Source organism: Paracoccus alcaliphilus (assembly GCF_028553725.1).
GTDB lineage: Bacteria > Pseudomonadota > Alphaproteobacteria > Rhodobacterales > Rhodobacteraceae > Paracoccus > Paracoccus alcaliphilus.
In genome coordinates this window covers 2197703-2221038 of the sequence record NZ_CP067124.1, presented here as the reverse complement: position 1 = coordinate 2221038, position 23336 = coordinate 2197703, and the positions used below count along the sequence as shown (strand labels likewise).

At 65.1% G+C, this 23336-nt stretch carries 23 protein-coding genes; 6 read left to right on the top strand and 17 right to left on the bottom strand.

Annotated features, from left to right (window positions below; translation table 11 throughout):
* Positions 1-38 precede the first annotated feature (38 nt).
* The 4 genes from JHW40_RS11350 to dnaG all read right to left on the bottom strand — a co-directional run bounded on the left by JHW40_RS11350 (position 39) and on the right by dnaG (position 6052).
* Positions 39-464, bottom strand: coding sequence for a secondary thiamine-phosphate synthase enzyme YjbQ (locus JHW40_RS11350; protein WP_090616305.1), 426 nt, complete (start codon positions 462-464; stop codon positions 39-41).
* A complete protein-coding gene (locus JHW40_RS11345) occupies positions 461-1903 on the bottom strand; it encodes a DNA recombination protein RmuC (protein ID WP_090616308.1) in 1443 nt (480 codons plus the stop codon). The genes JHW40_RS11350 and JHW40_RS11345 overlap by 4 nt, the downstream gene beginning before the upstream one ends.
* A gap of 87 nt (positions 1904-1990) precedes the next feature.
* Positions 1991-3994 (bottom strand): RNA polymerase sigma factor RpoD, encoded by a 2004-nt coding sequence (gene rpoD, locus JHW40_RS11340; protein WP_090616312.1) that lies wholly within the window; start codon positions 3992-3994, stop codon positions 1991-1993.
* A gap of 144 nt (positions 3995-4138) precedes the next feature.
* Positions 4139-6052: a DNA primase gene (dnaG, locus tag JHW40_RS11335; protein ID WP_090616316.1), complete on the bottom strand. Its 1914-nt coding sequence runs from the start codon at positions 6050-6052 to the stop codon at positions 4139-4141.
* A 143-nt stretch (positions 6053-6195) separates the two neighbouring features.
* Between dnaG and JHW40_RS11330 the strand changes: the two genes are divergently transcribed.
* Positions 6196-6447 carry a hypothetical protein gene (locus JHW40_RS11330; RefSeq protein ID WP_090616320.1) on the top strand — a complete coding sequence of 84 codons (252 nt, stop codon included), beginning with the start codon at positions 6196-6198 and terminating at the stop codon, positions 6445-6447.
* 64 nt (positions 6448-6511) lie between these two features.
* Complete coding sequence (locus JHW40_RS11325; RefSeq protein WP_090616324.1) at positions 6512-7693, top strand: alpha-hydroxy acid oxidase; 1182 nt, start codon at positions 6512-6514, stop codon at positions 7691-7693.
* Between the two features lie 6 nt (positions 7694-7699).
* On the opposite strand, the gene JHW40_RS11320 is transcribed toward JHW40_RS11325, so the two are convergent.
* Positions 7700-8689 (bottom strand): acyltransferase family protein, encoded by a 990-nt coding sequence (locus JHW40_RS11320; RefSeq protein ID WP_090616327.1) that lies wholly within the window; start codon positions 8687-8689, stop codon positions 7700-7702.
* A gap of 194 nt (positions 8690-8883) precedes the next feature.
* On the opposite strand from JHW40_RS11320, the gene JHW40_RS11315 reads away from it, so the two are divergent.
* The 3 genes from JHW40_RS11315 (at position 8884) to JHW40_RS11305 (ending at position 13152) form a co-directional block, all read left to right on the top strand.
* Positions 8884-9513 carry a 50S ribosomal protein L25/general stress protein Ctc gene (locus JHW40_RS11315; RefSeq protein WP_090616331.1) on the top strand — a complete coding sequence of 210 codons (630 nt, stop codon included), beginning with the start codon at positions 8884-8886 and terminating at the stop codon, positions 9511-9513.
* A gap of 303 nt (positions 9514-9816) precedes the next feature.
* Positions 9817-11823 carry a DEAD/DEAH box helicase gene (locus JHW40_RS11310; protein WP_090616335.1) on the top strand — a complete coding sequence of 669 codons (2007 nt, stop codon included), beginning with the start codon at positions 9817-9819 and terminating at the stop codon, positions 11821-11823.
* 81 nt (positions 11824-11904) lie between these two features.
* Positions 11905-13152 (top strand): Hsp70 family protein, encoded by a 1248-nt coding sequence (locus tag JHW40_RS11305; RefSeq protein WP_090616339.1) that lies wholly within the window; start codon positions 11905-11907, stop codon positions 13150-13152.
* Positions 13153-13156: 4 nt separating this feature from the next.
* Here JHW40_RS11305 and JHW40_RS11300 read toward each other — a convergent pair whose 3' ends face one another.
* The 9 genes from JHW40_RS11300 to purC all read right to left on the bottom strand — a co-directional run bounded on the left by JHW40_RS11300 (position 13157) and on the right by purC (position 20407).
* Positions 13157-13744 (bottom strand): histidine phosphatase family protein, encoded by a 588-nt coding sequence (locus JHW40_RS11300; protein ID WP_244519316.1) that lies wholly within the window; start codon positions 13742-13744, stop codon positions 13157-13159.
* Between the two features lie 36 nt (positions 13745-13780).
* A complete protein-coding gene (locus tag JHW40_RS11295) occupies positions 13781-14587 on the bottom strand; it encodes a calcium-binding protein (RefSeq protein ID WP_244519317.1) in 807 nt (268 codons plus the stop codon).
* Positions 14588-14632: 45 nt separating this feature from the next.
* The gene (locus JHW40_RS11290) at positions 14633-15967 is read right to left on the bottom strand and encodes a glutamine synthetase family protein (protein ID WP_244519320.1); all 1335 of its coding nucleotides are present in this window, start codon (positions 15965-15967) and stop codon (positions 14633-14635) included.
* A 1-nt stretch (position 15968) separates the two neighbouring features.
* Entirely contained in the window at positions 15969-16793 is an 825-nt protein-coding gene (locus JHW40_RS11285; protein WP_090616349.1) for an ABC transporter permease, read from the bottom strand.
* A complete protein-coding gene (locus JHW40_RS11280) occupies positions 16790-17671 on the bottom strand; it encodes an ABC transporter permease (protein ID WP_090616352.1) in 882 nt (293 codons plus the stop codon). The genes JHW40_RS11285 and JHW40_RS11280 overlap by 4 nt, the downstream gene beginning before the upstream one ends.
* A 57-nt stretch (positions 17672-17728) precedes the next feature.
* Entirely contained in the window at positions 17729-18451 is a 723-nt protein-coding gene (locus JHW40_RS11275; protein ID WP_090616355.1) for a transporter substrate-binding domain-containing protein, read from the bottom strand.
* A gap of 42 nt (positions 18452-18493) precedes the next feature.
* On the bottom strand, positions 18494-19315 hold the full coding sequence (locus JHW40_RS11270; RefSeq protein WP_419182440.1) for an ABC transporter ATP-binding protein: 822 nt from the start codon (positions 19313-19315) through the stop codon (positions 18494-18496).
* 75 nt (positions 19316-19390) lie between these two features.
* The gene (gene purS, locus JHW40_RS11265; protein ID WP_090616359.1) at positions 19391-19630 is read right to left on the bottom strand and encodes a phosphoribosylformylglycinamidine synthase subunit PurS; all 240 of its coding nucleotides are present in this window, start codon (positions 19628-19630) and stop codon (positions 19391-19393) included.
* 12 nt (positions 19631-19642) lie between these two features.
* Positions 19643-20407, bottom strand: a complete 765-nt coding sequence (gene purC / locus JHW40_RS11260; protein ID WP_090616361.1) for a phosphoribosylaminoimidazolesuccinocarboxamide synthase — start codon at positions 20405-20407, stop codon at positions 19643-19645.
* A gap of 124 nt (positions 20408-20531) precedes the next feature.
* Between purC and JHW40_RS11255 the strand changes: the two genes are divergently transcribed.
* A complete protein-coding gene (locus tag JHW40_RS11255) occupies positions 20532-20849 on the top strand; it encodes a DUF1476 domain-containing protein (protein ID WP_090616363.1) in 318 nt (105 codons plus the stop codon).
* Positions 20850-20909: 60 nt separating this feature from the next.
* Here the strand turns inward: JHW40_RS11255 and JHW40_RS11250 are convergent, their stop codons facing one another.
* Genes JHW40_RS11250 through JHW40_RS11240 form a run of 3 tightly spaced genes read right to left on the bottom strand, consistent with a single transcriptional unit; the run spans position 20910 to position 23215 of the window.
* Positions 20910-22253: an MATE family efflux transporter gene (locus JHW40_RS11250; protein ID WP_090616369.1), complete on the bottom strand. Its 1344-nt coding sequence runs from the start codon at positions 22251-22253 to the stop codon at positions 20910-20912.
* Entirely contained in the window at positions 22250-22753 is a 504-nt protein-coding gene (locus JHW40_RS11245) for a PaaI family thioesterase (RefSeq protein WP_090616373.1), read from the bottom strand. The genes JHW40_RS11250 and JHW40_RS11245 overlap by 4 nt, the downstream gene beginning before the upstream one ends.
* Before the next feature lie 3 nt (positions 22754-22756).
* Positions 22757-23215, bottom strand: coding sequence for a PaaI family thioesterase (locus tag JHW40_RS11240; protein WP_090616376.1), 459 nt, complete (start codon positions 23213-23215; stop codon positions 22757-22759).
* Between the last annotated feature and the right edge of the window lie 121 nt (positions 23216-23336).

Below are 23336 nucleotides of genomic sequence, written 5' to 3'. Positions count from 1 at the left end.
GTCTCAAGCGATCCCGGCGCGATTTTCGTGGATTTACCCTAACTTGCGGGCAGGAAACTGGCCGCGATCCGGCGTTGTTGCGGCGCGTGGCGATGCTCGACCAGATAGATGCCCTGCCATGTGCCAAGGTCCATCCGGCCCGAAACAACCGGGATTTGCAGGCTGACGGGCAGGATCGCGGCCTTCAGATGCGCGGGCATGTCATCGGGCCCTTCACTGCGATGGGTGATCCAGCGCATCGACGGGTGATCGGCCTGCGGCGCGATCCGGTCCAGCCACGCCAACAGGTCCACTTGCACATCGGGATCGGCATTTTCCTGGATCAACAGCGAACAGGACGTATGGCGCACCATCAGCGTCACCACCCCGTCGTCCGCGCCGATATTGTCCAGCCAGTTGGCAACCTCGCGGGTGAAGTCATGGCAGGCCCGGCCGTCTGTGCGGATGGTAAAGCGGGTATTCATTCGGCGGCCTCCGGCCCCTCGATGCCGGGCAACGCGCCGCCGTCATGGTCCAGCCCGATCTTCTTCTGCGTCCGCGCGCCCAGTTCGCGCAGCATCTCGACCTGACGGATGACATTGCCCGAGCCGCGGGTCAGCCGGTCCATCGCCTGCCCATGAGAGCGGCTGGCCTGATCCAGCGCCCGGCCGACGGCCTCCATCGAATCGACGAAACCGGCCACCTTGTCATAAAGCGCGCCTGCGCGGCGGGCGATCTCCATCGCATTGCTTTCGCGGCGCTCGACCGCCCAGATATGTTCGACCGTGCGCAGGGTCAGCATCAGCGTGGTGGGCGTAGTCAGCCCGACACCGCGTTCCAGCGCAAAGCCTGCCAGCCCCGGATCGGCGCGCAGAGCCTCGGAGAACGCCCCTTCAATCGGGATGAACATTAGAACGTAATCCACTGAATTATCATCCATTCGATGATAACCCTTGTCGGACAGCGTGGTGATGTGATTGCGCATGGCGGCAACATGGCGGCGCAGGGCAGCGTCGCGTTCGGCGGCGTCCTCGGCATTGACGGACAATTCGTAATCGTTCAGCGAGACCTTGCTGTCCACGACCATGATCTTGTCGCGCGGCATCTTCACCACGACATCGGGACGCCACAGCTTGCCCTCTTCGTCGCGCCAGCTGGCTTGCGTCTCGTAATGGGTGCCCGCCTCCAGCCCCGATGTCTCGAGGATGCGTTCCAGCACCATTTCGCCCCATGCACCCTGCCGCTGTTTTTCACCCTTCAGCGCGCGGGTCAGGTTCACCGCCTCGCGCGAGATATCCTCGGACCGCTGATGCAGGAAGGTGATCTGTTCGCGCAGCCGCGCGCCCTCTTCGTCCAGCACCTTGTTGCGGGCCTGCAATTCGGTCTGGAAACGATGGACTTGGTCGCGGAACGGGGTCAGCAGAGCCGAAAGCTGTTCGCTCTGCACCTTCTGCATGTCGGCGCCCTGCAAGCGCAGGGTCTCGGCCGCCATCAGCTTGAACTGGCCGGACATTTCCTCGCGCAATTCGCGCAAGGTGGCAATCTCGCGCTCGGCTGCCTCGCGGTCCTTTTGCGCGCCCAGACGCAGTTCCGCCAGGGCCCGTTCAGCGCGCGCGATCTCTTGTCGGGACTGGTGCAGCGCGTCGGTCAACCCGTCGCGTTCCTCGGTCAGTTCCGCCAGCCGGGCGGCCTGATGTTCTTGGCGGATTTCCTGCTGACCGATGCGCAGATCCTGCGACCGTGCCTGTTCGTCCAGCCGCGTCAGCCGCGATTGCAGATCGGAATTCTGCCCCCGTGCCACCGCCAGATCGCGACCCCGCTGCACCAGCAGCAGCACCGCGCCGATCGCGATCACGGCCAGCACCGCCAGAAGGATTCGCAATGTTGGCAGATCGTTCAGCGCGGTTTCAATGGCTTGCGGCATGAGGGTTCCTTCACATTCCGCCGCCAGTGTTCATGTTTTGTGCGCAAATGCAAGCGGCGCGGGCATCCCTGCCCGCGCCTGCCGGATTTACTGATCGAGGAAGGAGCGCAGCTTGCGCGAGCGCGACGGATGCTTCAGCTTGCGCAGCGCCTTGGCCTCGATCTGGCGGATACGTTCGCGGGTGACGCTGAACTGCTGGCCGACCTCTTCCAGCGTGTGGTCGGTGTTCATGCCGATGCCGAAACGCATCCGCAGAACCCGTTCCTCGCGCGGGGTCAGGCTGGCCAGAACCCGGGTCGTGGTTTCCTTGAGGTTTTCCTGAATGGCGCTGTCCAGCGGCAGGACGGCGTTCTTGTCCTCGATGAAATCGCCAAGCTGGCTGTCCTCCTCGTCCCCGATGGGGGTTTCGAGGCTGATCGGCTCCTTGGCGATCTTCATCACCTTGCGGACCTTTTCCAGCGGCATCTGCAGCTTTTCGGCCAGTTCCTCGGGCGTCGGTTCGCGGCCGATTTCATGCAGCATCTGGCGGCCGGTACGGACCAGCTTGTTGATCGTTTCGATCATGTGGACCGGGATGCGGATCGTGCGGGCCTGATCGGCGATGCTGCGCGTGATCGCCTGCCGGATCCACCAGGTGGCGTAGGTCGAGAACTTGTAGCCGCGGCGGTATTCGAACTTGTCCACCGCCTTCATCAAGCCGATATTGCCTTCCTGGATCAGGTCGAGGAATTGCAGGCCCCGGTTCGTGTATTTCTTGGCGATCGAGATCACCAGACGCAGGTTCGCCTCGACCATTTCCTTCTTGGCCTGCCGCGCCTCCTTCTCGCCACGCTGGACCTGATTCACGATGCGGCGGAATTCCTCGATATCGACGCCGACATACTGACCCACTTCGGCCATGTCGCCGCGCAGCTTTTCCACCTGCGGGCGCGAGCGGTCGAACAGCGCCTGCCAGCCACGGCCCGATTGCTGCATCATGCGGTCAACCCAGGTCGGGTCCAGCTCGCAACCGCGATAGGCGTCGATGAATTCGCGCCGGTTGATGCGCGCGGCATCGGCCAGCTTGACCATGCCGGAATCGATGGTGACGATGCGGCGGTTGATGCCGTACAGCTGATCGACCAGCGCTTCGATCCGGTTGTTGTGCAGGTGAAGCGAGTTCACCAGCACCACGATCTCGCTGCGCAGTTTCTGATAGGCGATCTCGGCGGCGGCGGAAAAGCTGCCATCCTCGTTCAGCGTGGCCGACATGCGCTGGTCCTGAAAATCGGCCAAACGTTCGTAATCGAGCGCGATCGATTCCAGCGTTTCCAGCACGCGGGGCTTGAGGCTGGCCTCCATCGCGGCCAGCGACAGGTTGGCGCCCTCCTCGTCCTCTTCATCGTCATCGCTGCGCATGGGATTGCCATCGGCATCCAGTTCCTCGCGCTTTTGCGATACGCTCGCGGTGGCGGTGGCGGTGGCGGCTCCGGTGCTGTCGGTGGCGACTTCGGTCAGCTCTTCCTCGCCCTCTTCGTCGCCATCCAGAGACTGGCCGAAGGTGGTTTCCAGATCGATCACGTCGCGCAGAAGGATGTCTTCGTCCAGCAGCTCCTGCCGCCACATGGTGATCGCCTTGAAGGTCAGCGGGCTTTCGCACAGCCCGGCGATCATCGTGTTGCGGCCCGCCTCGATCCGCTTGGCGATGGCGATCTCGCCCTCGCGCGACAGCAGTTCGACCGAGCCCATCTCGCGCAGATACATGCGCACCGGATCGTCGGTGCGGTCCAGCTTTTCGGTCTCGCTGGAGGCCAGAGCCACTTCGCGCGATCCCGAATCGGTGGTGGCCACAGCGCCGCCCTCGGCCTCTTCCGCGCCCTCTTCGTCCTCGATGACGTTGATGCCCATTTCGGACAGCATCGACATCACATCCTCGATCTGTTCACTGCTGACCTGTTCGGGCGGAAGCACGGCGTTCAGCTGGTCATAGGTGATGAAACCACGTTCGCGCGCCTCGGCGATCATGCGCTTGACGGCCGCCTGGCTCATGTCCAGCGTGTGCGCATTATCGTCCTTGTCGGTCTTGTCGTGTTCGTCGTCCTTGGCGGCCATTGACGGCTCCTTCTGGGGCGGACACCCACGGCTGGTCCGCGAATCGTCTGGGAATCGGTTGTCGTTTTTACCCCGCTTCAAAAGCGAATCAAAGGCCGGGGTCGCCAATGATTCGCGAATCAGGTGCCGATTCGGCGAATCAGCCTAGCGTCGCGGTGGTTTGCGCCAGATTTCACCGCTGAGCCAGGTCTGAAGCTGCGCTGAAAGCGCATCGCGATCCTCGTTCAGATCGCCGGAATCCTCCATGTCCGGGCGCTCGGCGCGGTGCCTTGCGCGCGCTGTCTGCTGCATGCGCCAGGTCAGGCCCTCATCGACCTCACCCTGTATCTCTGCTTCGGCGCGTGCCAGTTCGGCGCTGGCTGCGCGATGGGCCTCCAGCCGGTCCAGAAGATTCGTCAGGATGGCGGCCGCGGCCTCGGCATCCTGCTGTTCGATCACGGCGGGGGTCAGGCCCAGATGGGCGTCGGCGCGCAGGGTTTCAAGGGCCTGCCGTCCGGCATCGCTGCTGTCCGCAACCAGAAGATCATGAAGCAGCGCCGCCCGGCCCGGATCGCGGGGCGACAGCCGTTCAAGGCGGGGTTCGGCGGCGGCGATCATCTCGGGGCGCAGGGCGCAGATCAGCAGGGCCGCGCCTTCCAGCAGCGCCGGACCCGCATTCGGACCGTCCAGCGGGATGGCGGGGATCGGTCCGGTCGCGGCCATCGAGGCCTTGCCGGACCGCGCGGGCCTGCCGCCCGCGGGGCGCCCCCCCTGACCACGATTGCCCGGGGGACGGTTGCCGAACAGCTCCCACCGCTTGCGGCGGATTTCCTCGGTATAGTGGCGGCGGGTCAGTTCGTCGGGGATCCGGGCGATGGCCTCTTGCAGGCGGCGGTCCAGCGCGGCCTTGCGTTCGGGGCTGTCGAAACGCTGGCCTTCGGTTTCGCGGGTCCAGAGCAGGTCGATCAGCGGCCGGGCCTGATCCAGCAGCGCCCGCATCGCCCCGGCCCCGGCGGATTTGATCAGGTCATCCGGGTCCTGCCCCGCCGGCAGCAACACGAAGCGCAGCGCCTGCCCCGGCCCGGTCATCGGCAGCGCCAGATCGATCAGCCGCTGCGCCGCGCGCAACCCCGCCGCATCGCCGTCCAGCGCGATCACCGGCTCGGGCGAGATGCGCCACATCAACCGCAGCTGATCCTCGGTGATCGCGGTGCCGAGGGGGGCGACGGTGCCCTCGAAACCGGCGCGGGCCAGCGCGATCACATCCATGTAGCCCTCGGCCACGATCAGCGGCTGACCCTTGGCCACCGCCGCCCGCGCCGGACCCAAGTGATAGAGGTTGCGGCCCTTGTCGAAGAGCGGCGTTTCCGGGCTGTTGAGATATTTGGCCCGGGCATTGGGGTCCATCGCCCGGCCGCCAAAGCCGATCACCCGGTCGCGGCCATCGCGGATCGGAAAGATGATGCGGCCCCGGAACCGGTCATAGGCCGCCCCGCCATCATCCGGGCGCGCGGACATGCCCGCCTCGACGATCTGCGATTCCTCGAAGCCCTTTTCGCGCAGGGCGCGCGTCAGGGCGTGGCGGTTGTCGGGGGCAAAGCCGATCTCGAACCGGTCGAGCGCCGGCTGGTCCAGCCCGCGCCGGGTCAGGTAATCGCGCGCCTCTGCCGCAGCCGCCGTCTGGAGTTGCAGGCGGAACCAGCGCAGCGCCGCTTCGGTCACCTTGAGCAGCTGGTCGCGCCGGTCGCTGCGTTCGCGGGCGCGCGGATCGGGTTCGGGCAGCGACATCCCGGCCTCGGCGGCAAGGAAGCGGACCGCATCCATGAACTCCATCCCGTCGGATTCGCGCAGGAAGGTCAGCACATCGCCCTTGGCCTGGCAGCCGAAGCAGTAATAGAACCCCTTCTGGTCGTCGCAATGGAAGCTGGCCGATTTTTCCTGATGGAAGGGGCAAGGCGCCCACCAGTCACCCCGCGCCTGATTGGATTTGCGCAGATCCCAGACCACCTTGCGCCCGATCACGCGACTGATCGGCACTCGGGTGCGAAGCTCGTCAAGGAAACCGGGTGGCAGACTCATGGCGCGAGTATCGGCTGACGCGGCATTCGGGGCAAGCGGTGGAAGAGGGATATTTGAACACCAGAGATGAGGCAGGCCGGAGGGCGGGAAAGCCCGTTGTGGCGGTGGCGCGGGCGACGTAATCTGCGCGGATGGATATTCGCATGATCGCCGTCATATGTGTTTCGGGTCTTGCCGGTTGCGCGGGTGAGGCGGAGGATTATCCGCATCTGTTGCCGACCGCGCAGATGCTGGCCGAGCCGGCCCTGCCCGCCCATGCCGGCACGGGGGGCGCCGAAGCCGAGGCCCAGTTGTCAGCCCGTGCCGCCGCGTTGCGCAGCCGGGCTGCCGGTTTGCGCGGGCCGGTGATCGAAGCCGACAGTCCGGCGCGGCGGCAAATCATGCGGCCCGAGTGACGGCACGGTTGCCCTGATGCGAATCCGTCGGTAAAAAATTCTTACCAATCATGCGGAGGCGACCATGTCCCTATTCCCCAAGCCGGCCATTACCTGCATCGAGGATCTGAAGGTTCTGCATAAGGCCCGCACGCCGCGGATGTTTTATGACTATGCCGAATCGGGCAGCTATACCGAACAGACCTTTCGCGAGAACACGACCGACTTCGCCCGCATAAGGCTGCGTCAGAAGGTGGCGGTGGACATGTCGAACCGGAGCCTTGCCTCGGATATGGCGGGGCTGCCGGTCTCGATGCCGGTGGGGCTGGCGCCGGTGGGGCTGACCGGGATGCAGCATGCCGATGGCGAGATTCTGGCGGCGCGGGCGGCCGAGACATTCGGGGTGCCCTTCTGTCTGTCCACCATGTCGATCTGTTCCATCGAGGATGTGGCCGCGCATACGACAAAGCCCTTCATGTTCCAGCTGTATGTGATGAAGGATCAGGCGTTTCTGGAGGCCATCATCGAACGGGCCAAACGCGCCAATTGCAGCGCATTGTTGCTGACGCTGGATTTGCAGATTCTGGGTCAGCGGCACAAGGATCTGAAGAACGGGCTGTCCGCCCCGCCCAAGCTGACCTTGCCGACGATGCTGAATCTGGCAACGAAATGGCGCTGGGGCATGGGGATGCTGGGCACCAGGCGGCGCTTTTTCGGCAATATCGTCGGCCATGCGAAGGGGGTTGGCGATACCTCGTCGCTGTCCAGCTGGACCGCCGAGCAGTTCGATGAGCGGCTGGACTGGGACAAGATCGCCCGGATCCGCGATCTGTGGGTCGGCAAGCTGATCCTGAAGGGGATCCTCGATCCCGAGGATGCGCGGATCGCGGCGGATTTCGGCGCCGATGCAATCATCGTCAGCAATCATGGCGGGCGGCAGCTGGATGGCGCGCTGAGCGCGATCCGCATGTTGCCGCATATCGTCGAGGCCGTGGGCGACCGGGTCGAGGTTCATATGGACAGCGGCATCCGCTCGGGTCAGGACGTGCTGAAGGCGCTGGCGTTGGGGGCCCACGCAACCTGGATCGGGCGCGCCTTCATCCACGGTCTGGGCGCGATGGGCGAGGCCGGGGTGAGCAAGGCGCTGGAGGTGATCCGCAACGAGCTGGACACCACCATGGCACTGTGCGGAGAGCGTGATGTGAAGGCCCTGGGTCGCCACAACCTGCTGCTTCCCAAGGGTTTCACCGACGAATATATGAGCTGAGGTGGATTATTCCGGCTGCCTTGGGACGGGCGCGGGCGCGGCCCTGCGCCGTCCAAGCCAGGGCAGCCGCGGCAAGGCAACCGCGATCAGCATGGGCAGCAGCAATCCACCCCAGAACATCAGCCACGGATTCCTGATGCCGAAATGCAGCAGCAGCAGGATGAAGCCCATATGCATCAGATATGTCACCGCCGATATGGTTGACAGGTCCACGAATGGCGCCGGAACCTCCAGACGGATGAAGGCGAGAAACAGCAGAGCCGAGAACCCATAGGCCAGCGGCGGAAATTCGGGCACCGTTCCCAGCGAGGTTCCGAAAACCGCCATATCCAGCATTGCCTCGCCCAGACGCAGGGCAATGACGATGGCAAGGCCAAGCCACAGCACCTTGGCCGATGGCAGAGCGTCGCGGCCATGACGCTCGACCCAGTCGGCCAGCAGATAGCCAAGCCCGGCGAAGGGATAGATTAGGAAAAGGCCGTTGCGGATCTCGTCCCCCTCCAGTCTCAGCCAGCCAAAAAAGCCCGCGAATTGCAGGAAACTGCCCGCAAGGCCAGTGACAAGGACGGTCGCGATCACCCGCCTGCGCCCCGAGGCTGCATCTGCCGCGCCATGCAGAACCAGCGCAAGGATCGCCGTCGCCAGCAACATTGCCGCCAGATACCACAGATGCATCGGCCCGAAGAACAGCCGCTGTGCAAGCTGCGCCGGGCCGGTGATGTCACGCAGCCAGATCGGTGCGTAGATCACGCACCAGATCAGATAGACCGAGAGCATCGCCGCGCTCCACCGCCGTAACCGGCCGCGCCGCATGGTATGGAACAGCCCCGCCCCGGTCAGCAACGCGAAAGTCGGCACCGTGGCCCGCAACAGACCGTTGCCGACCAGATAACCCCATTGCGGAATATGGTTCGACATCAGCCCCGCATGAGCCAGCACCACGCCAGAGACCAGCAGGATTTTGAGATAGTCAAGCGCATGATATCTGGGGGACATGAAATGATGACACTCTTAAATACTGGCGACTTTCCGCCGATTCTACATAATAGGCAAATATCCGCCGAGTCAAACTCTGCTTTTCGCAGGTGCAGTTTGACCTTCACTTTCCCCTGCGCTTCGGCTAAGGGACGCGACTTGTCGTCATGCACCCTTGGAGGATGGCGACTTAACCAAGGTAAAGGAACAGAATCATGGCCAAAGTGATCCCGGATCTGGTGGCCGAGCCGCGCGCGGGGACAGGCAAGGGGGCCGCCCGCCAAGCTCGTCGTGAAGGCAAGGTGCCCGGAATCGTATATGGCGACCACAAGGACCCGGTCTCCATCCAGTTCGACTTCAACAAGCTGCTGACCAAACTGCGCGCCGGTCGCTTCATGTCCACCCTGTGGAACCTGAAGGTTGACGGCCAGCAGGATGTGCGCGTGATCTGCCGCAGCGTGCAGAAGGACGTCGTCAAGGATCTGCCGATCCATATCGACTTCATGCGCCTGCGCAGCAACTCGAAAGTGAACCTGTATATCCCGGTCGAATTCGTGAACCACGAAACCTGCCCCGGCCTGAAAAAGGGCGGCACGCTGGTGACGGTGCGCGGCGAGGTCGAGTTGATCGTGACCGCCGGTGACATTCCCGACCACCTGACGGTCGATCTGGAAGGTCTGGAAGTGGGCGACACCATCCATATCAACGATGTGAAGCTGCCCAAGGGCGTCAAGGCGACCATCGACCGGAACTTCGTCATCGCCAACCTCGCCGCTCCGTCGGCGCTGCGTTCCAGCGACGATGGCGGAGAGACCGAAGAAGAGACCGAAGAAGCCACCGAGTAATCGGGCGGGCGGTTTTGACGGAATGCAGGCCCCGGCAGGTGATTGCCGGGGCCTTTTTCTGTTGCGGTCCCGGTGTTCGCGCCCCTCGGCAGTATTTTCCAGCCTGTCACGCCCTTCACAGTCCGGCCTGCGGCGACAGGCCACATATGCGGGCTCAATTCCCTTTGACTTTGACGCGGCAAGGCGTTATGCGGCGTCCTTTGGCTCTTGCAGCCCCTTTCCAGGCGACTTGTGGGATTCGCTGACCGAGGGCAAGCGGCGCCTCCCATCGGGTGCATGCACCCCGCTGCCTGACATAGGTTAATGACCCAGATCGACATTTCCGCCCCGCTGGCCTCGGCGCTGGCTGCCAAGGGCTATGAGACCCTGACTTCCGTTCAATCCGCGATCCTGTCGCCCGATGCCGCGGGGCGCGACCTGCTGGTCTCGGCCCAGACCGGGTCGGGCAAGACCGTCGCCTTCGGCCTGTCCGTCGCGCCGCAGATCCTGCCCGATCAGCCGCCGCTGCTGCCCGTCGACCATCCGCTGGCGCTGGTCATCGCGCCGACGCGCGAACTGGCCTTGCAGGTGGCGCGCGAACTGGGCTGGCTTTACGCAGATGCCGGGGCGCGCATCGCGACCTGCGTGGGTGGCATGGATTACCGCACCGAACGGCGCGCGCTGGAACGTGGCGCGCATATTGTCGTCGGCACGCCGGGCCGTCTGCGCGACCATATCGAGCGTGGTGGGCTGGTGCTGTCCGACCTGTGCGTCGCGGTTCTGGACGAAGCCGACGAGATGCTGGATCTGGGCTTTCGCGATGACCTGACCTTCATCCTTGCCGCTGCCCCCGCCAGCCGCCGCACGCTGATGTTCTCGGCCACCGTCTCTCCCGATATCGAGGCGCTGGCCCGCGATTTCCAGCGCAACAGCCTGCGCATCAATGTCGCGGGCGATGCCCGCCAGCATGTCGATATCGAATATCGCGCCTTCAGCGTGCTGGCGCGCGACAAGGAAAACGCCATCTTCAACCTGCTGCGCTTTCACGAGGCGCAGCGGGCGATCATCTTCTGCAAGACCCGCGCCAATGTGAATCACCTGCTGGCGCGGATGGGCAATCGCGGCTTTCGCGTCGTGGCGCTGTCGGGCGAACTCAGCCAGCAGGAACGCAGCCACGCACTGCAATCGCTGCGCGACGGGCGGGCACGGGTCTGCATCGCCACCGATGTGGCGGCGCGCGGTATCGACCTGCCGGGGCTGGAACTGGTGATCCATGCCGATCTGCCGACCAATCCCGAAACGCTGCTGCACCGTTCCGGGCGCACCGGGCGGGCGGGGGCCAAGGGCGTCTCGGCGCTGGTGGTGACGCCCCCCGATTACAAGCGCGCGCAAAGGCTGCTGCAACGGGCCAGGGTCACGGCGGAATGGGGCAAGGCGCCCTCGGCCGATGAGGTTCGGGGCCGCGATGACGAACGCATGCTGGCCCATCCGGGCCTGACCGAACCGGTCGAGGACTCCGCGCTGGCTGCGCAGGTTCTGGAACGCTTTGGCGCGGAACAGGTGGCGCAGGCCTTTATCCGGCTGTGGCGCGAAGGCCGCCCCGCTCCCGAGGAACTGGCCGAGGCCGCCGCCCCTGATGCCGCCGCCCCACGAGAGCGGCGCGAATTCGGCGCGTCGGTCTGGTTCACGCTGTCGGTCGGCCATACCGGCCGGGCCGAGGCCCGCTGGCTGCTGCCCAAACTGTGCGAGGCTGGCGGGATCAGCCGCGATTCGATCGGTGCGATCCGGGTGCGGCAGGACATCACCTTCGTCCAGATCGCGGCCGAGGTCGCAGGCCAGTTCAAGGACGGGCAGGAAATCGGCGACGACCTGATCCTGCGCCAGATCGAGGGCGAGCCTGATTTTGACCGCCCCACATCCCGCCCTACGTCCCGCCCCGCACCGCGTGCCGAACGGGCGCGGCCGGAATATCCCCGGCCCGAACGCGCCAAACCGGCACCCGAGTGGCCCGCGCCGGACAAGACCACCCGCCGCAAGGCCCGCGAAGAGGCCATAGCCGAAGTGCTGGCCGATACCCCGCACGAGATCGCGGCCCCGGCGGAAGACGGCGCGAAGCCGCGCAAGGCCCGCTGGACCACCAGCGAACGCAAGCAGCGCGGCGCCAAAGCCGACGCGCCAAAGCCCCATCGCGGCAAGGCGACGGCCACCACCGGCAAGCCCCCGGCACGCAAGGCCACGGCCAGCAAGGGTGCCGACGCATGGCCGCGCCGCGCCCGGACCGAGGGCGGGGCCGCGAAACCGGGCCGCCCCCCCAAAGCGCCACGGCGCTGACGACCGCGACTGGCGCGGGGTGGCTTGCACCCCGGCGCCGGGGCGGTTAGCAGCATCGGCTCTCCATTCTCCGAGGGCGTCATGGCACAAGACATTCTGGCAATCGATTTCGGCACCTCAAACACGGCGGTGGCGGTGCTGCGCGACGGCCAGCCCCATCGCATCGCGCTGGAGGACGGGCAGGAAACCCTGCCCACGGCGGTGTTCTTTCCCCATTCGGGCGGGCCGATGCGGGTCGGAGAAGCCGCCGCCCAGGCGCTGATCGGCGGCGAGGAAGGCCGCTATATGCGGGCGCTGAAAAGCGTTCTGGGCACATCGCTGCTGCATGAAACCCGGCTGATCGGCGGCAAACGCCGCAGCATCGCCGCCATCATCAGCGCCTTTCTGACCCGCATCCGCGAACAGGCCGAATCCGCCACCGGCCAGCCCTTCCGCCGCGCCCTGTCGGGCCGCCCGGTGCATTTCCACAGCGCCGATGCGCAGCGCGACGCCCGCGCGCTGACCGATCTGCGCGACTGCTATCTTGCCGCGGGTTTCGATCACGTCGATTTCCTGCCCGAGCCCGAGGCCGCCGCCTTTGCCAGTCACGGCTTTGGCCGCGCGGGCGATCTGGGGCTGATCGTCGATATCGGCGGCGGCACCTCGGATTTCACCGTCTTTCGCAGCGACGGGTCACGCCTGCCACAGATCATCGCCAGCCACGGAATCCGTCTGGGCGGCACCGATTTCGACCATGCGCTGTCGATGGCCCATGCCATGCCCGTGCTGGGTCACGGCAGCCAGCTGCGCCGGGAAATGGGGCCGGGCCTGTTGCCGGTGCCGAATGCGACCTTTGCCGATCTGGCAACATGGGCCAAGATCCCGTTCCTCTATACCCCCGAGACCCGGCGCATGGCGCAATCCATGGCGCGGCTGGCGGTCGAGCCGGACAGGCTGAACCGGCTGGTCACGGTGCTGGAAGAGGAACTGGGCCATGATCTGGCCTTCGCGACCGAACGCGGCAAGATCGCGGCCAATTCCGGCGCCAATGACGCGCAGATCGCGATGGGCTTCATTCAGCGCGGCCTGTCCTCGCCGCTGACCCGGGACATGCTGGACCGGACCCTTGCGGGCTTTTCCACTGATCTGCGCAGTGCCGCGATGCAGGTGCTGGATCGGGCGGGCGTCGCACCCCGGCAGATCGGGCATGTGGTGCTGGTCGGGGGCTCCAGCCTGATGGATCTGGTCACCGGTATGGCGCAGCAGCTGTGCCCCGACGCGACGCAGGAACGGGCGCAGGCCTTTACCGTGGTGGTGGACGGGCTGGCGCTGGCCAGCGCGGCGGTCTGAGCCTTCAGCGCCAGATCTCGGAGCGGCCATCGCGGATCACATGGACCGCGCCCTGTTCGACCGAATAATGCGGCAGCCGCGCCATAGGCCAGCCAAGCGCCAGCACCCGCAGCATTCTCAGCGTGATGCCATGCGTGACGATCAGCGCCGGGCCGGTCAGCCCGTCCAGAAACGCGCGGCAGCGTGCCTCAAGCCCCGAAAACCCCTCGCCGCCGGGCACGCGGTCATACCAGTCCAGCCGCCCGCCGGTGAAGATCTCGGGCATCCGCGCGCGAAGCGCGGCATAGCTTGAGCCCGCATGATCGCCGATATCGATTTCGACCAGCCGGTCATCGCCCGCGAATGCGGCACCGTCAAAGACGATCCGGGCGCTGGCCTGCGCCCTGCCCTGCGTGCTGGCGTAACGCGCGGCATCCACCCCCGCGACCAGCCCGCGCTGACGTTCGGCCTGCGCGATCCCCTTGTCGGTCAGGGGCGAATCCAGCCTGCCCTGCAACCGGCCCGCAAGGTTCCACTCGGTCTGCCCGTGACGCATCAGGTAAAGATCAGGATACATCGCGCGCGCCCCGGCCAGATAAAAAAGAGGGGCCATCTCTGGCCCCTCGCTGCCCGACGGTCAAGCCGTTCTTCAGAACAGAAAGTCGTCACTGTCCATTTGTCCAAGCCGAAAATCCTCAATGATCAGCTTGTGGGCACCGACATTGATATGCACGTCGCTGCCCACCTGACGCGAGGCACCGCGCACATCGCTCCAGCTGTCCAGCTGGTTCCAACTGCGCAGGTCGATCTGATCGTCGCCGGGCTCGAAATCGGTGATCCGGTCGCGGCCACCGTTGAAGACGAAGCGGTCGGCGCCTTCGCCTCCGGTCATCACGTCGTTTCCGGCACCGCCATTCAGGGTATCGTTGCCCTCTCCGCCGAACATGATGTCGCGCCCGGCACCACCGAAGATCGCGTCATCGCCTTCGCCGCCCCAGGCGCGGTCGTTGCCGCTGCCCAGCCGGACGATGTCGTTGCCCTCGCCTGCCCTGACATAGTCATTGCCCGAGCCGCCGCGGATGGTGTCATTGCCTTCGCCCGCGAACAGGCGGTCATTGCCTGCACCGCCATCCAGCAGGTCGTTGCCGCTTGAATCGCGGATGATGTCGTTGCCCGCGCCGCCGAACAGGCGATCCTCGCCCTTGCCGCCGAAAATCCGGTCGTGGCCGGCGCCGCCATAGACCAGATCGTCATCATCGCCGCCGTGGATCGTATCGTTGCCGCCATTGCCCCGGATCGTGTCCTCTCCGTCGCGGCCATAGATGAGATCGGCGACCGAGGTGCCGTTCAGCCGGTTCGCCGAGCCATTTCCGTTGATGCGTGCCATCTGATCACCCTCTGACTGGAACAGGCCGGGCCGATCTGTCCGGCCCGACACCACAAGAACGCGGGGCATGAAGGTCTATTCCCGACATCCGCAAAAAAATCGCGGGCGCGGCGGTCAGACCGTGTCCAGATACAGCTCGACCGTTTCCTCGTCGGACAGTTCGGCCATGTAATGCAGCTCTTGCCGCTTGGTCATCAGGTAATTCTCGACCAGATGCTCGGGGAAGATGCGGCGGATCTCGGTGCATTTGTCAAAGGCTTCGATCGCCGCGCCCCAGTCGCCCGGAAGCTGGTCAAGGTTCTGGTCATAGGCGTTGCCCTTGAACGGCGCGGGTGGTTCCAGCCGGTCCTCGATCCCGTCCAGCGCCGCGCCAAGGATCGCGGCCACGGTCAGATAGGGGTTCACGTCGCCACCCGCCACCCGATGCTCGATCCGCCGCGCCTTCGGCCCCGATGACGGAATGCGGATCGCGGCGGTGCGGTTTTCATAGGCCCAGCCGATGCCGGTCGGCGCATGGGCATTGGGCACCAGCCGGTCATAGGAATTTTCATGCGGCGCAAACAGCAGGGTCGAACCGGGCATGGCCCGCAGGCATCCCGCCACCGCGTGACGCAACTGCTCTGTGCCCTCGGGGCCGCCATTGTCGAAGATGTTGCGTCCGGTCCGGTCGAGGATCGAGAAATGCATATGCATCCCCGAGCCCGACCACATCTCATAGGGTTTTGCCATGAAGCTGGCGGCAAAGCCGAACTGGCGGGCGATGCCCTTGACCAGCATCTTGAACAGCCATGTGTCGTCGGCGGCCTTCATCGGGTCGGCCTGATGCATCAGGTTGATCTCGAACTGACCCGGCCCGGCTTCGGAAATGGCGGTGTCGGCGGGCACATCCATCGTCTCGCAGGCGTCGTAAAGCGCGGTGAAGAACTGATCGAAGGCATCCAGCGCCTTGAGGCTGAGAACCTCGCCGCCGGTGCGGCGCTTGCCGGAACGCGGGCTGGGCGGCACCCGCAACTGGCGGCCGGAATCGTCGATCAGGAAGAATTCAAGCTCGGTCGCGACCACCGGCACCAGACCGGCGGCCTGATAGCGTTCGGCGACACGGGCCAGCGCCTGACGCGGATCGCCCTCATAGGGGCGGCCGTCGGGGTGGAACATCCACAAGGGCAGCAGCGCGGTCGGCGCATCCAGCCACGGCATCGGCAAAAAGCCGCGTTCGGTCGGCAGCAGCAGCCCGTCGGGATCACCGATCTCGAAGACCAGCGGGCTGTCCTCGACATCCTCGCCCCAGATATCGAGGTTCAGGACGGAATAGGGAAATTTCGTCCCCTCCTCCAGCAGCTTGTCGGCATGGCGTGCAGGCAGCCGCTTGCCCCGCGCGACGCCGTTCAGGTCTGCGGCGGCGACGCGGATCGTCTTGACCTCGGGGTGGTCTCTCAACCAGTCCATGATTTCATCTCATCAATTGCGGGCGGTATTTCAATCGGGGCCTCGCCCCCGGCAGATGCCGGTTCAGATGCCGGTTCATGATCCCGAACAGCCCGATCAGGATCAATGTGCAGAGGATGAAATATCCCGCCACAATCGGATAGGCGACAAAAGGGTTGAAGGTCTGATCGGCGAAATAGCTGGCATAGTAAAGACTGTCGCCCTTTTGCTGGAACGCCGGAAAGGCAGAAAAGAACACCAGCGTGGTGGCGTGGAACAGAAAGATCGCCTCGTTGGTATAGGACGGCCATGCCAGCCGCATCATCGTCGGCCAGACCACGCGGCGGAATTTCTTCCACCCCGACATGCCATAGGCGTCGGCGGCCTCCAGATCGCCCCTCGGCACGGCCATCAGCGCGCCGTGGAAGATCTGCGCCGAATAGGCCGCCGTGTTCAGCGTCAGCACGATCAGCGCCCCGGCCCATGCCCGCGTCAGCCAGTTGGTGGCGATGGGGATGCCGAACAGATCCACCCCGCCGCGCGGCAACAGGACCAACGCCTGATAGGCAAGAAAGAACTGGATGAACAGCGGGCTGCCCCGGAACAGAAAGATGAAGCCCTCGGCCGGTTTGCGCAACCAGACCCGGTCGCTGGCCTTGGCCAAGGCCAGCGCATTGGCCAGAAAGAACCCGATGAACAGCGCGAGCGCCGCGAAATAGATGTTCCAGATCAGCCCCGAACCGATCAGCGTGAATTGCTGGCACAGGGTGAAATCCGAACGCGGCAGCAGCCTTTCGCCATAACCCAGCGAGCGCAGGCCATAATCGGCAATGGTTTGCAGACAGCTCATGCCGCGGCCCCCTTGCGCAACCGCTCGCCCGCCATGGTGGCCTGTCCGGCCGACAGGTTGCGCGACAGGCGGCGCAGGGCACGCTCGGATATCCAGGTCATGAACAGATAGAACACGAGGATCGCCAGGAAATAGTAAAGCCGCCAGTCGGGATGCGGATAGGCGAAGGCACTGGTCTTGGCCCCGCCCAGTTCCCGCGCCCAATAGACGATATCCTCGACCCCCAGCAGGAACAGCAGCGGCGTGGCCTTGATCAGGATCATCCACAGGTTCGACAGGCCCGGAAGCGCATAGGTCCACATCTGCGGCACCAGCACCCGGCGCGTCACCTGACGCGGGCTCATCCCGTAAGCCTCGGCGGTTTCCAGTTGCGCGCGCGGCACTGCCTGCATCGCGCCGTAAAGGACATTCGCCGCAAAGGCGCCGAAGACCACCGAAAAGGCGATCACCGCCAGAAAGATGCCGTACAGATCGTGCACCCATGCCGGGCTGCTGGACAAAGGCAGCTTGGCCGCCGCGCAGACGATGAAGTCATTGCCCTGCCGCACCGGCGCGTCGCTGTCGCACAGGAACTGGTGGCGCGTCCATTCAAAGGCCTGATCCAGCGCGATGGGCACGAACAGGAAGAACACGATATCCGGCACGCCGCGCACCATCGAGGTATAGACCTTGCCGAACCACCTGAGCGGCGCAAAGCCCGAGCGCGAGGCCATCGCCCCGCCATAGCCCAGCAGCAGCGCAATCGGCGCGGTGATCGCCAGCAGCAGAAGGACGGTGCCGAAACTGGCATAGAACAGCAGATGCTTACCCGAGGTCAGGTAGCACATCAGCCAGGCAATTCCCTCCAGCGAGGCAGGATCGGCACAAGATGCAGGCATGGGTCCATCCGCGCGGCCGCCACCCGGATCAGGCCCGGATGGCGGGGTGTCAGATCATCAGAACAGGCGGGCGTCCTCGCCGAACCACTTGCCCAGCAGCTCGTTCAGGCTGCCATCCTCTTTCATCGAGGTGATGGCTTCGTCGAATTTGTCCTTCAGATCGTTGTCGGACTGGCGCAGGCCGACACCGATGCCTTCATCCAGATTGATGTCCTCGCCGATCCAGACCAGTTCGCCATTCGATTCGGCGACATGCGGGACAAGGTAATCCTTGTCGGCCAGAACCGCGTCGGCCTGACCGTTGCGCACCGCCGCCAGCGTTTCATCGGGCGAGGCGAATTCCAGCACCGTCGCGCCGATTTCGGCGGCATGGCTGGCCTGAATGGTGCCGGTCTGGGCGGCGATGATGCCGCTTTCCAGATCGACATCCTCGGACAGCGCGGCATAGGCCGATGATGCCGGCGGGATGTAGTTCTGGCTGAACTGGATCACGCGCTGGCGTTCTTCGTTGATCGCCATGCCCGCCAGAACCGCGTCGTAATTGCCCGAGACGAGGTTGGGGATGATCGAATCCCAGTCGTTCTTGACCCAGACGCAGTCCAGCGCGGCGCGCACGCACAGCTCGTCGCCCAGATCGCGTTCAAAACCCGCCACCTCGCCGCTGTCGTCGATGAAGTTATACGGAGGATAGGCACCCTCGGTGCCCAGCCGCACGGTCTGGGCATGGGCCAGTCCCGCAGTCAGCGCGAGGGCAGAGGCGGCAAGGATCAGTTTCTTCATGTTTCAGGGTCTCCTGTTGGGAAAATCGGCTGGCCTGTTGGTTCAGGCCGCCATCGTTGCACTGAGAAAGCGGCGCAGACGCTCGGACTGCGGGTCGCCGAAAAGCTGCGCGGGCGGGCCTTGCTCGGCCACCAGCCCGTCATGCAGGAACACGACGTGATCGCTGACATCGGCGGCAAGGCGCATGTCGTGGGTGACAAGGATCATGGTGCGGTGTTCGCCGGCCAGATCCTTGATGACGCGCACGACCTCTTGCTGCAATTCGGGGTCCAGCGCGCTGGTCGGTTCGTCGAACAGCAGCGCCTTGGGCTGCATGCACAGCGCGCGGGCAATCGCGGCGCGCTGCTGCTGGCCACCCGACAGCTGCGCGGGCCATGCGTCGCATTTGCTGCCGATGCCGACCTTGTCCAGCAGCGCGCGGGCGCGGGCCTCGACCTCGGCGCGGGGCTGGCCCAGCACCGTCACCGGCGCCTCCATCACGTTTTGCAGGATGCTGAGATGTGACCACAGGTTGAACTGCTGGAACACCATCGACAGGTTGGTGCGGAACCGCGTCACCTGCGCCCGGTCGGCGGGAACGCGGTCTTGCCCCCGCCCCTTCCAGCGCACGGCCTCATCCTCGAACAGGATATCGCCCTGCTGGCTGTTTTCCAGCAGGTTGCAGCAGCGCAGCAAGGTGGATTTACCCGACCCGGAAGAGCCGATCAGGCTGATGACATGGCCGCGCGGCGCAGTCAGGGACACGCCCTTGATGACATCGAGCGGCCCATAGGACTTGTGCAGATCGCGGATCGCGATCACCGGGGCTTCGCTGGCTGCGGCGGCGGGTGTGGCGGATGCGGTCGTCTGGCTGTTCATTGCCATATTGGGCGACAAATACGAACGGAATGCAACGACTTCCGTGCGGTTTTGCCGCCCCGAAGCGTCGCTGCCGCTGCGTCAGACGATTTCGATCGAATATTTCTCGATCACGGTATTCGCCAGCAGCCCCTCGCACATCTTCGCGACTTCGGCGCGGGCGGCATCGGCGTCGGTGGCGTCAAGGTCCAGCTCGATCAGCTTGCCCTGCCGCACGCCCGACACCCCCTTGTGTCCCAGACCGCCCAGCGCGTGGCGGATCGCCTCGCCCTGAGGGTCAAGGACGCCGTCCTTCAGCATGATGGTCACGCGCGCTTTCATCGGCAGTCTCTTTCAGTTGATAACGGTCGGTTTGTGGATGGCGGTGGCATTGGCGGGCATCAGGCCCAGCCTGCGCGCCACCTCGGTATAGGCGTCGGTCAGGTTGCCCAGATCGCGGCGAAAGACATCCTTGTCCAGCTTCTGCCCGGTCTTGACATCCCACAAGCGGCAACTGTCGGGGCTGATCTCGTCAGCGACGATCAGGCGCATATAATCGTTGTCCCAGATCCGGCCGATCTCGATCTTGAAATCGATCAGCTTGATGCCGACGCCATAGAACACGCCCGACAGGAAATCGTTGACGCGCAGCGCCAGCGACACGATGTCGTCCAGATCCTGCTGCGTGGCCCAGCCGAAGGCGATGATATATTCCTCGGACACCATCGGGTCGCCCAACTCGTCGTTCTTGAAGCTGTATTCGACGATGGGGCGCGGCAGCAGCGTGCCCTCCTCGATCCCCAGCCGCTTGGACAGCGATCCTGCGGCGAAATTGCGCACGATCACTTCCAGCGGGACGATCTCGACCTGCCGGATCAGCTGTTCGCGCATGTTGACGCGGCGGATGAAGTGATTGGGCACGCCGATATTGGTCAACCCGTTCATGAAGAATTCGGACAGGCGGTTGTTCAGGACGCCCTTGCCCTCGACCACCGCCTTCTTCTGGGCGTTGAAGGCGGTCGCGTCATCCTTGAAATACTGGATCAGGGTGCCCGGCTCGGTTCCTTCATAGAGGATCTTCGCCTTGCCTTCGTAAACTTTCTTGCGACGCGGAGCCATGACACGGTCCTTTCCCATATCCTCGATCGCGCCTTAGCGCAGAACAGGCATGATGGGCAATACAAGGCTTGCGGCAAGGGGTTTCTGTGGTCATATCAAAAGAGCAGTAACAGGAGGCCCCTTCATGTCCACCTTCGACGATCGCGAACGCGCCTATGAAGCCAAGTTCGCCCATGACGCCGATCTGCGCTTCAAGGCCGAGGCGCGGCGCAACCGCCTGCTGGGCGAATGGGCTGCGGGCCTGCTTGGCAAGGAAGGCGAGGATATCCGCAGCTATGCGATGACCGTCGTCACCGCCGATTTCCAAAGCCCCGGCGACGAGGACGTGTTCCGCAAGATCGCGGACGACCTGTCCGGCAAGTCCGACGAGGCGACGATCCGCGCCAAGATGGCCGAACTTCTGGATACCGCCCGCCGTCAGGTCATCGAGGAAACCGAGTGATCTGACCGCCCACCCACGACAAGACCGGGGCCGCCGCCCGCGCGCGGCCCTTTCATCCCTTCAGGCTGACTGTGCCGCCTGTTCCGCGCGGGGATATCGCACCAGCATCGTCAGCCCGCGCATCGTGTTCAGCACCATCAAGGCCGCCCACAGCCCGTGATTGCCCATCAGCGGCGGCAGCACCAGCAGCACCGCGACATAGACCAGCACCGACTGGATCATCGCCACCCGCATCTCTCGCGTCAGGGTGGCGCCGATGAAGACGCCGTCCAGCATCCAGCTGGCCACGCCCAGCAGCGGCGCAAAACCCATCCAGACCAGATACAGCCGCGCCTCGGCCCGCACCTCGGCCGATGTCGTCAGCAGGTCGATGATCGCGCCGCCCGCCAGCCAGAACGCCAGCCCCAGACAGACCGCCCCCGCGATCCCCCATTGCGATGTCAGGATGGCGGCGCGGCGCACCCGGTCCGGACGCCGCCTGCCCACCGCCTGCCCGACAAGGCTTTCGGCGGCATAGGCGAACCCGTCCAGCGCATAGGCCGTGATCGCCAGAAACTGCAACAGCACCTGATTGGCGGCCAGCGCCACGTCGCCCTGCGCCGCCCCCATGAACAGGAAGGTGGTGAAAGAGCCCTGAAGCAGCACCGAACGGATCATGATATCGCTGTTGACCCGCGCCAGCCGCCCCAGCTTGTCGCGCGCAAACAGCGCCGCGCCAGCCCGCAAAGTGGCGATGGCCCGCCGCAAGGCGCTGCGCGCCAGCCACAGGCCCAGCAGCAACCCGCTCCATTCCGCGATCAGCGTGGCGGTGGCAAGGCCGCGGATCTCGAAACCCAGTCCCAGCACCAGCCAGACCGACAGCAGCACGTTCAGCCCGTTCTGCAACAGTTGCAGGCCCAGCACGGCGCGGGTCCGCTCTACCGCGATCAGCCAGCCGGTGATGGCGTAAAGCCCGATGGTCGCAGGCGCGCCCCAGATACGGATGCCCATGTAATCGCGGGCCAGTTCCTCGACCGCATCTGACGCCGGGGCCAGCGCGAAGGCGCCCGCGAACAGCGGGTATTGCAGCGCGATCAGCGCCAGCCCCGCCATCCCGGCAATGGCCAGCGCCCGCAGCAGATGGGCGCCGGTCTCGACCGCGTCCCCTGCCCCGTGGCTTTGCGCCACCAGTCCCGACGTGCCCATGCGCAGAAAGCCGAAGATCCAATAGACCGAGGTAAGGATCACCGCCCCCAGCCCCACCGCGCCGATGGGTTCGGGCCGGCCCAGCTGGCCGATCACGCCGGTATCGACCAGCCCCAGCAGCGGCACGGTGACATTCGACAGCACGATCGGCAGGGCGATGGCCAGCACCCGCCGATGCGTCAGCCGGTCCAGCGCGACATCGGCGGCCAGCGTGGTCATTCGCCTTGCGGCATGACGAAATGCCCCGTTGCCTGCGCGAAGGGCCGGGCGCGGTTGTCCTGCCACGCCTCGACCTGCACCGAGGCATAGCGCCGCCCCGAGCGTACCACCCGCGCGCGGGCATAGGCATCGCGCGGCAGGCCCGAACGCAGGTAATCGACGGTAAAATCCACTGTCTTGGGCAGGCGCGGCAGGCTGCCGGGAATGGCGACATCGGGGGCGATGCGGCCGGTCTCCAGATCCTCCCACATCGAGGACCATGACAGCTCGATGATCGCCGTCACCTCCAGAAAGGCCGCCGTCACCCCGCCGTGGATCGCCGGCAACAGCGGGTTGCCGATCAGCTTGGGGTCAAAGGGCAGCACGGCGGTCAACTCGTCCCCGCGCCGGTCAAAGCGGACGCCCAGCCATTGCAGATAGGGCACGCCCCCCACCAGCGCCGCCAGTGCCGAATCGCGGCGGGTCTTGATCCGCGCCAGAGGTTCGTTGCGGTCGGCCATGACTTACCTCTCTACCGTGAAGGCGCCGGTCGCGGCGGCCACCGGGTTGTCGCTATCCTCGTCCAGCGCCACCGCGCGCACGAAGGCGATACTGCGGGTAAGGTGGTAACAGGTGGCCCGCGCGGTGATTCGCTGTCCCGGCGTGGCCGCGCGCATATAGTCGATGCGCAGATCCAGCGTCGCGGTCGATTGCGGCTGGCTGGGATGGACCATCACCGCCGCCCCGCAACAGGTGTCCATCAGCGCCGAGACGACGCCGCCATGAATGACCCCGCTGCGCGGGTCGCCCACCAGATGCTCGGCCCAGGGCATCGAGATCGCCGCCGTGCCGCCGCCCAACTCGTCCACCCGCATGTTCAGTGCCGCCGCATGGGGCAGCGCCTCGATGAATTGCTGCGCCAGACCGGCACGCTGGTCCTGATCGCCAGTCTTGCCGGTCCCGTCGCCGGGGTTGCTGGACATTGGCCTGCTCCTGATCGGTTGCGTTCCGGTCTTATCCGCCCGGAAACGCCCGCGCTCAAGCCCCCCTTCACCCGCGCGAATCCATACCCCGCATCGCGTTACAGTTGAGAACCGTTGACGG

Excerpts from the sequence above, each read along its gene's own strand:
- JHW40_RS11330 (WP_090616320.1), top strand. The coding sequence starts at position 6,196 with ATGATCGCCGTCATATGTGTTTCGGGTCTTGCCGGTTGCGCGGGTGAG.
- JHW40_RS11325 (WP_090616324.1), top strand. The coding sequence starts at position 6,512 with ATGTCCCTATTCCCCAAGCCGGCCATTACCTGCATCGAGGATCTGAAG.
- JHW40_RS11255 (WP_090616363.1), top strand. The coding sequence starts at position 20,532 with ATGTCCACCTTCGACGATCGCGAACGCGCCTATGAAGCCAAGTTCGCC.
- dnaG (WP_090616316.1), bottom strand. The coding sequence starts at position 6,052 with ATGAGTCTGCCACCCGGTTTCCTTGACGAGCTTCGCACCCGAGTGCCG.
- JHW40_RS11315 (WP_090616331.1), top strand. The coding sequence starts at position 8,884 with ATGGCCAAAGTGATCCCGGATCTGGTGGCCGAGCCGCGCGCGGGGACA.
- JHW40_RS11250 (WP_090616369.1), bottom strand. The coding sequence starts at position 22,253 with ATGACCACGCTGGCCGCCGATGTCGCGCTGGACCGGCTGACGCATCGG.
- JHW40_RS11270 (WP_419182440.1), bottom strand. The coding sequence starts at position 19,315 with ATGGCAATGAACAGCCAGACGACCGCATCCGCCACACCCGCCGCCGCA.
- JHW40_RS11245 (WP_090616373.1), bottom strand. The coding sequence starts at position 22,753 with ATGGCCGACCGCAACGAACCTCTGGCGCGGATCAAGACCCGCCGCGAT.
- JHW40_RS11310 (WP_090616335.1), top strand. The coding sequence starts at position 9,817 with ATGACCCAGATCGACATTTCCGCCCCGCTGGCCTCGGCGCTGGCTGCC.
- JHW40_RS11240 (WP_090616376.1), bottom strand. The coding sequence starts at position 23,215 with ATGTCCAGCAACCCCGGCGACGGGACCGGCAAGACTGGCGATCAGGAC.
- JHW40_RS11305 (WP_090616339.1), top strand. The coding sequence starts at position 11,905 with ATGGCACAAGACATTCTGGCAATCGATTTCGGCACCTCAAACACGGCG.
- JHW40_RS11300 (WP_244519316.1), bottom strand. The coding sequence starts at position 13,744 with ATGGCCCCTCTTTTTTATCTGGCCGGGGCGCGCGCGATGTATCCTGAT.
- JHW40_RS11295 (WP_244519317.1), bottom strand. The coding sequence starts at position 14,587 with ATGCCCCGCGTTCTTGTGGTGTCGGGCCGGACAGATCGGCCCGGCCTG.
- purC (WP_090616361.1), bottom strand. The coding sequence starts at position 20,407 with ATGGCTCCGCGTCGCAAGAAAGTTTACGAAGGCAAGGCGAAGATCCTC.
- purS (WP_090616359.1), bottom strand. The coding sequence starts at position 19,630 with ATGAAAGCGCGCGTGACCATCATGCTGAAGGACGGCGTCCTTGACCCT.
- JHW40_RS11345 (WP_090616308.1), bottom strand. The coding sequence starts at position 1,903 with ATGCCGCAAGCCATTGAAACCGCGCTGAACGATCTGCCAACATTGCGA.
- JHW40_RS11275 (WP_090616355.1), bottom strand. The coding sequence starts at position 18,451 with ATGAAGAAACTGATCCTTGCCGCCTCTGCCCTCGCGCTGACTGCGGGA.
- JHW40_RS11350 (WP_090616305.1), bottom strand. The coding sequence starts at position 464 with ATGAATACCCGCTTTACCATCCGCACAGACGGCCGGGCCTGCCATGAC.
- JHW40_RS11285 (WP_090616349.1), bottom strand. The coding sequence starts at position 16,793 with ATGAGCTGTCTGCAAACCATTGCCGATTATGGCCTGCGCTCGCTGGGT.
- JHW40_RS11320 (WP_090616327.1), bottom strand. The coding sequence starts at position 8,689 with ATGTCCCCCAGATATCATGCGCTTGACTATCTCAAAATCCTGCTGGTC.
- JHW40_RS11280 (WP_090616352.1), bottom strand. The coding sequence starts at position 17,671 with ATGCCTGCATCTTGTGCCGATCCTGCCTCGCTGGAGGGAATTGCCTGG.
- rpoD (WP_090616312.1), bottom strand. The coding sequence starts at position 3,994 with ATGGCCGCCAAGGACGACGAACACGACAAGACCGACAAGGACGATAAT.